At 66.1% G+C, this 10251-nt stretch carries 9 protein-coding genes; 8 read left to right on the forward strand and 1 reads right to left on the reverse strand.

Annotation, left to right across the window (positions count from 1 at the left end):
* Positions 1-274: hypothetical protein (locus AC30NL_RS01580; RefSeq protein WP_489462257.1), on the reverse strand; the 274-nt coding region annotated here is incomplete at its 3' end.
* Positions 275-535: 261 nt separating this feature from the next.
* Here AC30NL_RS01580 and dpgA point away from each other — a divergent pair.
* From dpgA to AC30NL_RS01620, 8 genes are all read left to right on the forward strand, one after another.
* Complete coding sequence (dpgA, locus tag AC30NL_RS01585; RefSeq protein ID WP_489462258.1) at positions 536-1654, forward strand: 3,5-dihydroxyphenylacetyl-CoA synthase DpgA; 1119 nt, start codon at positions 536-538, stop codon at positions 1652-1654.
* A gap of 39 nt (positions 1655-1693) precedes the next feature.
* A complete protein-coding gene (gene dpgB, locus AC30NL_RS01590) occupies positions 1694-2428 on the forward strand; it encodes an enoyl-CoA-hydratase DpgB (protein WP_489462259.1) in 735 nt (244 codons plus the stop codon).
* Positions 2428-3744 (forward strand): (3,5-dihydroxyphenyl)acetyl-CoA 1,2-dioxygenase DpgC, encoded by a 1317-nt coding sequence (gene dpgC / locus AC30NL_RS01595; RefSeq protein ID WP_489462260.1) that lies wholly within the window; start codon positions 2428-2430, stop codon positions 3742-3744. Before dpgB ends, dpgC begins: the two co-directional genes overlap by 1 nt.
* 16 nt (positions 3745-3760) lie before the next feature.
* On the forward strand, positions 3761-5095 hold the full coding sequence (locus AC30NL_RS01600) for an aminotransferase-like domain-containing protein (protein ID WP_489462261.1): 1335 nt from the start codon (positions 3761-3763) through the stop codon (positions 5093-5095).
* Complete coding sequence (dpgD, locus tag AC30NL_RS01605; RefSeq protein WP_489462262.1) at positions 5092-5907, forward strand: enoyl-CoA-hydratase DpgD; 816 nt, start codon at positions 5092-5094, stop codon at positions 5905-5907. Before AC30NL_RS01600 ends, dpgD begins: the two co-directional genes overlap by 4 nt.
* A 79-nt stretch (positions 5908-5986) precedes the next feature.
* Entirely contained in the window at positions 5987-7609 is a 1623-nt protein-coding gene (locus AC30NL_RS01610) for a cyclic peptide export ABC transporter (RefSeq protein WP_489462263.1), read from the forward strand.
* Positions 7610-7708: 99 nt separating this feature from the next.
* Positions 7709-7927: an MbtH family protein gene (locus tag AC30NL_RS01615; protein WP_489462264.1), complete on the forward strand. Its 219-nt coding sequence runs from the start codon at positions 7709-7711 to the stop codon at positions 7925-7927.
* 795 nt (positions 7928-8722) lie between these two features.
* Positions 8723-10251, forward strand: a 1529-nt coding sequence (locus tag AC30NL_RS01620; RefSeq protein ID WP_489462265.1) for a condensation domain-containing protein, incomplete at its 3' end; no start/stop codon positions are given.

The raw sequence follows: 10251 nt of genomic DNA on the forward strand, positions 1-10251 counted from the left end.
CGCTGACGCTGATTTCGACACGTGCGCTCATGCCGGGCTTGAAAGCTGCGGGGCTCTGCGCGGCGAGCCGCACGCGCACCGCATAGCTGCGGCCCTGGCCCCGGCCCTGGCCCTGGCCCGCCGCCGCTGGCGCCTTGGCCGTGAGCGCCACGCTGTCGACGACGCCGGTCAAGGGCTGGTCTGGGTAGGCCACTGGCACGATCGTGGACGCAGCATCCCCCCGCGGATCCGCGGCCCGCGTGCCAGGTCGAATGGCGGGGTTGCTGTGGTGCATTGCAGAGTTATAGGCCCCGGCCTGGGTCCGACTCTTGTCTGGACGCGCCCTGTGGTTGACTGCCACCCCCCGGACGTGGCACACACGTTCAGCGGGGCCATTGGCCGCTTCGGTGGCGCAGCCCTGGCGCAGTGGGACAACCGGCCGACGCGTCCAAGCAAGAGACGCCCGCGCTCCGGCTGCATCCTTCTTCCCATCGCAGTGTCGCGGGCCACACAGATGCTCCGCAGCCACAGCAGGTCACCAGATGCGTTAAGAACGATGCAACAGAATACGAAGGAATCGACACTGCCGAGCGGGCGCGACGCCGCTGCGGCGCACGCACCGCCCGGTGCCAACGCGCGCATCCTGGCGGTGGGCACTGCTGTCCCGGAGACCACGTATACGCAGCAGGACGTGCTGGACTGCTTCGGCAACACCGATCGCCGCACCTCGCTGATTTTCCTGAACAACGCAATCGAGCGCCGAAGCCTCGTGCTGCCGCCCCGGTCGGCCGACGGCACGATGCCCGAGGAGACGCAAGCCGAGTTGCTGGACAAGCATGCGAAGGTCGGGCTTGCGGTCGGCGATCGGGCCTTGCGCATGTGCATGGAATCTGGCGGCTTGAACCTGCAGGACATCCGGCACCTGTGCTGCGTGACCACGACTGGGCTGCTCACCCCCGGCTTCAGTTCGCTGCTCATCCACCGTCTCGGTTTGCGGCGCGATTGCGCGCGCCTGGACGTCGTTGGCATGGGGTGCAACGCTGGCGTCAATGCGCTCAGTGCGACGGCCTCGTGGGCACGCGCCAACCCGGGCCAGCTGGCGGTGATGGTCTGCATTGAGATCTGTTCTGCAGCCTACGTGAACGAGAGCACGACGGAGACGGCCGTCGTGAACAGTCTTTTCGGCGACGGCTCGGCTGCGGTGGCCATCCGTGCCGCAGACCCCGAGGACAGTGGCCCCGTACTGCGCAAGTTCGCCAGCGTCGTGATCAGCGAGGCGCTGGATGCGATGCGCTTCGACTGGGACCAGAACCACGGCAAATTCAAGTTCCGGCTCGACCGCGACGTGCCCTATGTCGTCGGCGCCAATGCGCCCCAAGTCATCGATCGCCTGCTCGACGGCACCTCCTTGAAGCGGCGCGACGTGGCGCACTGGGTCATCCATTCCGGGGGCAAGAAGGTCATCGATGCGGTGAAGGCGAACCTGCAGCTCACGACATTCGACGTTCGGCACACGTCCAGTGTGCTGCGTGATCACGGCAACTTGTCCAGTGCCTCGTTCCTGTTCTCCTACTCCAGGCTGCTGCAGGAGGGGAGGGCGAATGCAGGCGACCACGGCGTGCTGATGGCCATGGGACCTGGCTCGTCCATCGAAACCGCCCTGATCCAATGGTGAGGTACAGCTGATGAAGACATTTGTTCGTGAGGCGGCCAAATGAACCGGGACCCGCTTCCGGAAGCTGCAATCGTGCGCCGGGTCGCGCTCCACATCGACGGCAGTGCGCCCTTGTCCGATGCATTGCTGCAGGTCCTGCGCGCAGCCTGCGACGAGGTTGAGGACGGTGGCTCGTCGGCTGTGCTGTACCTGTGCATTGGCGGCAGCGGCAGCGGCATGGCTGCGTGGCCCGGCGACGTGGGGGTCGACAAGGTCCATCGCTGGGAGCAGGTGCTGCGCCGCCTCGACCGCCTCGACGGTGTTTCGGTGGTCGTCGCCTCGCAGGCCTGTGGCGGCGGAGCGCTCGACTTGCTGATGGCAGCGGATTACCGCGTCGTGTCCAGTGACTTCAAGCTTGAGCATCTGTGCAGTGCCGGCGCCAGCTGGCCTGGCATGGCGGTGCATCGGATGGCCAATCGCCATGGCGCAGCCGCGGCGCGGCGCATCTTCATGTTCGCCGGCGAGCTGGCCGCGGCGCAGGCGCTGCAGTTGGGCCTGGTCGACGAAGTCGCGGACGACCCGGCACACGCAGCCGATGCCCTCTTGGCCACACTTCGGGGGCTTGACCTGAGCGCATTGGCGGCGCGGCGCCTGCTGATCGCGGAAAGCGTCGGGCGCATCTATGAGGAGTCAATAGGCGCGCACCTGGCGGCCTGCGACGTGGAGTTGCGTCGTCGGAAAGCCGCGACCGGTACCGCCGCAGCGCCGCTTACTTCGATCGAAGCGAAGCTTTGATGACGACTCTGCATGCGAGCGCCGCCGCTGCGGCGACCGATCCGCAGCAGGCGCTCGCCCTGCTGGCCGAGGTGGTGGGCAGCCAGGCTGACGAGCTTGGCGCATTGCCGCTGCCCACGTCGCGCAGCCCCGGGCAGCGAGCCGACGCCGCCGCCGTGCACGAGCGCTGCCGCCAGTCCCGCATGGCGTTCATGGACCGTCATGGCGCCTGGCTCTACGATGAGATCACCGCGGCCCGCACGCGACCGCTGCGCCTGGCGGATCTGGTGCGGGCCGCCGCCGAGCATGCGCCTGCGCTGTTCGCCACGCCAGCACAGTGGGCAGAAGACAGCCGCCGCACGCAGGCGGACAAGGAGGGCTGGGAGATCGAGCAAGGCATCTTCCTGCGCGGCGTGCTGCGTGACCCGCTCTGCGGCACCCACTTGATCGAAAGCATGCTCAATCCGACCCCGCGTGCATTGCAGTTGCTGGACCAGTTCCGCCGCACCGGGCACGCCGAAGTGGGTCCAGTCCGCATCGAACGGCACGGCGATGCAGCCCACCTGACGGTGTGCAACGACAAGGGCCTCAACGCCGAGGACAACGTGCTCGCCGAAGGCATGGAGGTCTGCGTCGACTTGGCGCTGTTGGACGAGCACGTCCGTGTGGGCGTGCTGCGCGGCGGCGTCATGTCGCATCCCAAGTACCGCGGCAAACGAGTCTTTTGCTCTGGCATCAACCTGAGCCACCTGCAGCGGGGCGCGATCTCGTACATCGATTTCCTGCTCGGCCGCGAGTTCGGTTACGTGAACAAGATCCGCCATGGGCTGTACGGCGTGGCGACGGATGGGCCACCGGGGCCGCCGACCCGCGAAAAGCCGTGGGTGGCAGCTGTCGACTCCTTCGCCATTGGTGGCGGGGTGCAGCTGCTGCTGGTGTTCGATCACGTGATCGCCAGCCGGGGCACGTACTTCTCGCTGCCTGCTGCCAAGGAAGGCATCGTCCCCGGCGTTTCGAACCTGCGGCTCGCGCCACGTGTAGGCAACCGGCTTGCACGCGACATGATCATGCGCGGTCGCACGGTGCGCGCCGAGGAGCCGGATGCTGCCCTGCTCGTTGACCAGCTGGTCGACGACGAGGCCGCGATGGAGCCTGCCATCGAAGCCGCGGTGGCCGTGATGCGCAGCGACGCCATCGTGCCCAACCGCCGCATGATGCGGCTGGGCGAGGAGCCCATCGATCTGTTCCGCGCCTATATGGCCGAGTTCGCGCTCGAGCAGGCCAAACGCATCCACGCGCCTGCCGTGCTCGCCCGACTGCAGGCTCGGTGGGGCTGAGAGTATTTCCGACCCCATGGCCGCACGCGAACTCCAGACGCAGGCCGCTGCCGGGCCGGTCGTGCTGGCGCGCAGCGGCTTGCACGCCTGCCTGGGCGAGCCGGTGCTCGGCGCCATCAACTTCCTCAACGAAGTCATCGACCGCTACCCCGAAGCCATCTCGTTCGCGCCCGGAGCGCCCGCCCCGTCGCTGCTCGAGACCGTCGATGTCGCGGCTGATCTCGAGACTTACATCGCGCATCTCGGCCGCGTTGAGGGTCTGACCGAGGCGCAGGTGCGACGGCGCTTGTACCAGTACGGCCCAAGCCGCGGCATCATCAACGGGCTGCTGGCCGAGGCCCTGCAACGTGACCAGGGCATTGAAGTCGCGCCCGGCGGCATCGTGGTCACAGTCGGTTTCCAGGAGGGCATGCTCCTCACGTTGCGCGCGCTCTTCGCCGGCCCTGGCGACGTGCTTGCCATGGTGCAGCCATGCTTTGTGGGCGCTGTGGGTGCAGCGCGCGTGCTCGGCATTGACACGCTGCCGGTGGACGAGGGGTCCGAAGGCGTGGACCTCGACCAGCTGCGCGCCGTCTGCGCTCGTGCTCGGGCCGAAGGGCGGCGCATACGGGCCGTCTATGTCGCCCCGGATTACGCCAATCCGTCCGGCACGCTGCTCCCTCTTGCGCTGCGCGTGGGCTTGCTGGAAGTGGCCGCGCAGGAGGATTTTCTGCTCCTCGAAGACGCCACCTACGGCTTCACGGCACCTGACGAGCGCGCGCTGCCATCGTTGAAGGCGCTTGATCAGGAGGGCCGCGTCATCCACTTCGGAACCCTCGCCAAGATCGCCATGCCCGGCCTGCGGGTGGGCTTCGTGGTCGCCGATCAGCGGGTCGCCGGCGGCACCGTGCTGGCGGACGACCTGACAGCCATCAAAAGCATGACGACGGTGAACACCTCACCGGTGTGCCAAGCCATTGTCGGTGGCATGCTGCTCTCGCACGGTGTCTCCCTGCAAGCGCTGGGCGACGCCAAGGGTCGCTACTACGGCGAGCGACTCAACTCCTTGCTGTCGGCGCTGCAGCGCCACGTCGACACCGGGAAGGACGGGCTCCCAGCGTGGAACCGACCGCGCGGCGGCTTCTTCGTGCGCGTTCGCGTGCCGGTGGTGGTGGATGCGGCGCTGCTTGAAGTCTCGGCGCGCGACCATGGCGTGTTGTGGACACCGATGTCCTCGTTTTACCTGGACGGCGGCGGGCGCCACGAACTGCGCCTGTCGTGCAGCTACTTGACAGATGCCCAGATCGACGAGGGCGTGTCGCGGCTCGGCCGCTTTCTTCGCGACCCGCGCATATGCGGCAAACGACCATGAGCGATTCATCGGCAGCCCGCACTGCGCGGGTCATCTACGTCAAACGCGGCCACGTGGCCTGGGTGACGATCGATCGCCCGGCCGTACTGAACGCGCTGGACCTGCAGACGCACGACGAGCTGCGTGCCGTGTGGGATGACTTCGAGCGCGACGACGATCTGTGGCTGGCCGTGCTCAGCGGTGCCGGTGAACGCGCGTTCTCGGTCGGGCAGGACCTGAAGGAGCTGGCGCAGCGCCTGGAGTCCGGCGCTGCGCCCGGCAGTTTTGGCAGCCGCGGCGCGCCGGGGTGGCCGCGCCTGACCGAGCGCTTCTCGCTGTCCAAGCCCGTGATCGCCAGAGTCAACGGCCTCGCGCTCGGTGGAGGCTTCGAGCTCGTGCTCGCCTGCGACATCGCGATCGCTGCCGACAGCGCCGAGTTCGCGCTGCCGGAGGCCCGCCTGGGGCTGATTGCGGGTGCCGGCGGCGTCTTTCGATTGACGCGACAACTGCCGCTGAAGACCGCCATGGGGTATCTGCTCACCGGTCGCCGCTTGAGCGCAGCCCGGGCCCTTGAACTCGGTCTCGTCAACGAGGTGGTGCCAGCGGCGGCGCTGGACGACTGCACGCAGCGCTGGGTCGACGACCTGCTGCGCTGCGCGCCGCTGTCGCTGCGTGCCATCAAGGAAGCGGCGCTGAAGTCCGCGACGCTTGCGCTGGAGGACGCGTTTTCGGCGAGTTATGAGTGGGAGGAGCGCCGCCGCGGCAGCGCGGACTGTCGCGAGGGGCCGATGGCCTTTGTTGAAAAAAGGGCGCCCCAGTGGCGCGGGAGATGATGATGGTGCCTGGAATGGTTGAGCTCGCAGCGCCCGCTTCCAATCTCGTATGGCGGCATGCCGCGGTGCGGGAGCGTGCATGCTGATACGTCGCTACATGCGCGCACACGCACGCTCGCTGCTGCTGCTCTCGGCGCTGTCCGGCGCCAGTGCGGGCGTTTCGATCCTGCTGCTGAACTTTCTCAACGAGCGCGCCGCGGAAGGCCTGCAGGGTGGCGGCCTGAGGGCGGTGCTTCTTGGCTGTGCTCTGCTGCTCGGCGTGGTGACAGTGAAGGCCATGAGCGCGCGCGTGGCCGCTGCCTTCGGCAGCCGCCTGACGGGCGATCTGCGGCGCGAGCTCGGCGAGCGTTTCCTCGCGCTCGACATCGAGAAGCTGCTGCACCGCAAGCACGCAGTCTTCGGTGCGCTGATCGAGGACATCGGCCGTGTCGTGCCGATGGTGCAGATGGCACCGATGCTGCTGAACAACCTGCTGCTCTCGGTGCTGGGCATCGCGTACCTGGTGCGCATCTCGCCGAGCCTGTTCTGCGTGGTGCTGCCCTTCATCATCCTGTCCGGGTTGCTGTTCTTTGCCACCCAGCGCTGGACGCAGGGCCCGTTCGACGAGATGCGCCAAGCCGACGAGGCCCTGTTCGCACTCATGCGCACGCTGGTGGAAGGCAAGAAGGAGCTGACGCTGTTGCCGGCGCGCTCGCGTCACTTTGCCTCCATGCAACTGCTGCCGGCGATTGAACGCGCGCGCCATGCCCAATACACGACCAGCATGCGCTGGGGCATGGTCGAGGCGGTCGGCGAGGCCCTCTCGTACGGATGGGTGCTGGCTGCCATCTTGATCGGCAGTCTGTGGCTAGGCGCGAGCGGCGCCGTGATCCTGCAGTTCGTCATCGCGGGACTGTTTCTCAGCGGCCCGATCAACTCGCTGTTCGACCTTGGCGGCAACGTCAGCGGCGGTCTGGCCAGCCTGCGCCATCTCGAAGGCATTGGACTCGAGCTCGAACGCGAGCACGTGTCCTCGCCTGCGGTGGTGCACACACCCGGCAGCTGGCAACGCATCAGCCTCGAAGGCGTGAGCTACGCCTACCCCGACACGGCCACGACGGGCTACCAGCTCGGGCCGATCAACCTCGAGATCCGGCGCGGCGAGACGCTGTTCATCGGCGGCGGCAATGGAAGCGGCAAGTCCACGCTGCTGCTGCTTCTGAGCGGGCTGCTCGAGCCCATGGCGGGCAAGCTTTGCGTGGACGGCGAGCCTGTGGCACGCGCCGAAGTCGCAGCTCATCATGGTCGCTTCTCGGCGGTGTTCTTCGACTTCATGCTTTTCACGCACGTCATTGACGCCGAAGGCCGCCAAGCCAATGCGGCGGAGGTATCGCGCTGGCTGCAGTGGGTGGAGATGGATGCCAAGGTCAAGTACCGCGATGGCGTGCTCTCGACGGTGGATCTGTCGCAGGGGCAGCGCAAGCGGCTTGCCTTCGTGCAATGCTGCCTCGACGACCGCGACATCATGATCTTCGACGAACTCACCGCCGACCAGGACCGCAGTTTTCGCGAGAAGTTTTACCTGCAGATCCTGCCCGAGCTGAAGCGCCAGGGCAAGACGCTGATCGTCGTGACGCACGACGATCGCTACTGGCATTGCGCCGATCGCGTCATCACCGTGGACTGCGGGCGCCTGCACGAAAGCGGCGTTGCCACGGAATGACATGTGTGAGAGTGGGCGTCCGAACGCGCGGAGGACGCCCTCGCAGGTCGCGAGTGATGCGATGTGCGTGATGCCGCCGACAGCACCGAAGGAGCAGAGATGGCTGACAGACATGATGACCAGGAAGACCGCTTCGTGATCGTGATCAACCACGAGGAACAGTACGCCCTGTGGCCGGACTATGCGGCCGTACCGAACGGCTGGACCGTGGTGTTCGGACCGGACAGCAAACCGCCTTGCCTCGAGTACGTGAAGCAAAACTGGACCGACATGAGCCCGAAGAGCCTGCGCGAAGCAGTCGCTGCACGTCTGCATTGACCCTGCGTGTCCTCGTTCAATTTTGAGTTGATATACGACTGCGCAAGTGGCTGAGCGAGGCGTATGCAACGCCTCGCCAGCGGACTACCGACGTTCGCTCAACGGTGCTGCAAGTGACGTCAGCAGTTCAACGGCCTGCCAATTCGCTTCATTGCGCAAATGTTCGCCTTTCCGACGCGGGAGAAGCGGTACATGCCTAGACCTAGATTCCTTGACTGACCCAAGTTTGTATTGATTGAGTCAAGTTTTTCAGGTGGCGATATGGGCGTCGTCGCACCATGAATTGACGGCTGCATCAATGACGTGGAATTGACGCATCAAGCCCTTTGAATTCAGACAAGTCTGTGCAACATCGCCTCGTCACGCACAGACAACTTCGCGACTCGCCCGACGAAGACGTGTTTGACGCCCGGCGGGACGATCCACCGCCAAGCAGCGCACTTCGCGCTCCAAGGCCATGCGAGTTCGACAGACCCAGTGCACGCGCGCCCAGTGAGACGCACCAGCTCGCGCAGAGGCGCGGTTCTCACCTGTCGGATCGACACCGCTACGTTTAGCAGGCCGCCTCCGATCGATCTCTATGCACCAGAAGCTTCAGACACTTTCCGCGTCGCTACTCGGCGCCCGGGCCCTGCTGGAGCTGCCCTTCGACCGGCCACGTCCTCCCGTGAAGGACCATGCGGGCGCCACGCTGGATTTCACCCTCGAGCCCGCCCTCAGCGCCCAGCTCAATGATGGAGTGCGTGGCCGACGTTGTTTCACACGAGAACGTTTCATGGGGTGCGGGAAGAGAATATGAAAATATTTCCGCTGAGTTCACGTCAGCAGGCGGTATGGCTCGACCAACTGCTGACACCCCAACTGCCTTGCTACACCATCGGCGGCGCGCTGAAGTTCGATGGCAGCATCCGGCTCGACCTTTGGGAACAAGCGATTGCCGAGGTAGTCCGCAGCCACGACGCGCTGCGCCTCGTGCTGCTCGAAGAGCAAGGGGTTGCGCACCAGAAGGTGCTCGACGCGTTGCCGTTCAAGCTGGAGGTCCACGACTACTCGTCCTGCGACGACGGCGAGCAGCGTGCATGGCAGCACATCCGCGACGCCCTTGCCAAGCCCTTCGCGCTGTACGGCGAGGTGCTCTGGCAGACGCAATGGGTCCAGGCCACGTCCACCCGAGGCCTGTGTCTGCTGCGTTTTCACCACCTGGTGGCTGACGGCGCTGCCGTGGCGCTGATCATCAACGCCATCCCCGACGTCTATAACCGCCTCGTCCGTCAGTGCCGCCCAAACGCCCACGCAGTGACGCCGTCGTATCTCGACTTCGTCGCGAGCGACCTCGCCTATCAGCGCTCGGCGCAGTACGTCAAAGACCGTGAGTTCTGGTTCAGCCGCTTCAATCGACCGCCCGAGCCACTGTTCTCTGCGATCGTGCAGCACGGCGAGCGGCGGCCGACTCGGCAAGTCGTGTGGGAGATCGAGCGCGGCGAGTTCTTGCACATGAACGAGCGTGCCGCGCACCTCGGTGTCTCCCTCTCGCACCTGTTCGTCGTTGCGTTGGCCATCTACTTTTCGCGGCTCGCCGGCAACCGGCCCGAGGTGGTGATCGGCATGCCGGTGCACAACCGGGGCAGCGCCGCCGAGAAAGGCACGGTGGGCATGTTCTCTTCGGTGCTGCCCCTGTGCGTGGCCGTGGAGCCGAACGCCAGCTTCGAAGAGACCCTGCGCGCGCTGGTGGCGCATTCCATGGCCTGCCTGCGCCACCGCCGTTTCCCGCTTCGCGAAATCGTCGGCCATTGCCGGAAGCGTTCGTCCCAAGGCTCGCGGCTATTCGACGTGACGGTGTCGGTGGAGCAGTTTCCGGGCGATCTGGAGATCGAGGGCGGACGCATCTTCATGGTGCCCCAGCACAACGACTTCGGGGATGCGCCTCTGGCGCTGTCCCTGCGCAATTACGAGAAGAAGTCCCCCCAAGTACCCATCGTGTTCAACTACGACCCGCGAGTCCTCAGCCACGAAGAGGTGCAAGCCACGGTGAAGCGCCTGCAGCGGCTGATGCGGGCCGGCCTCCAGGTGCCTCACACGCCTGTGTGGCAGTTGCCGCTGATGGATGAGCACGAACGGCAACAGGTGCTGCACGGCTTCAACGACACCGCCGCGCCCTTCCCCGCCGAGCGCTGCATCCACGAGCTGTTCGAGGACCAGGCCGAGCGCACGCCCGCGGCCACCGCGCTGGTGTTCGAGGACGACTCGCTCAGCTACGCCGAGCTGAACGCCCGCGCCAACCAGCTCGCCCATCACCTGATCGCGCTGGGCGTGCAGCCCGACAC

It is taken from the genome of Rhizobacter sp., from assembly GCA_021153565.1.
In the GTDB taxonomy this organism is placed as follows: Bacteria; Pseudomonadota; Gammaproteobacteria; order Burkholderiales; family Burkholderiaceae_C; genus Albitalea.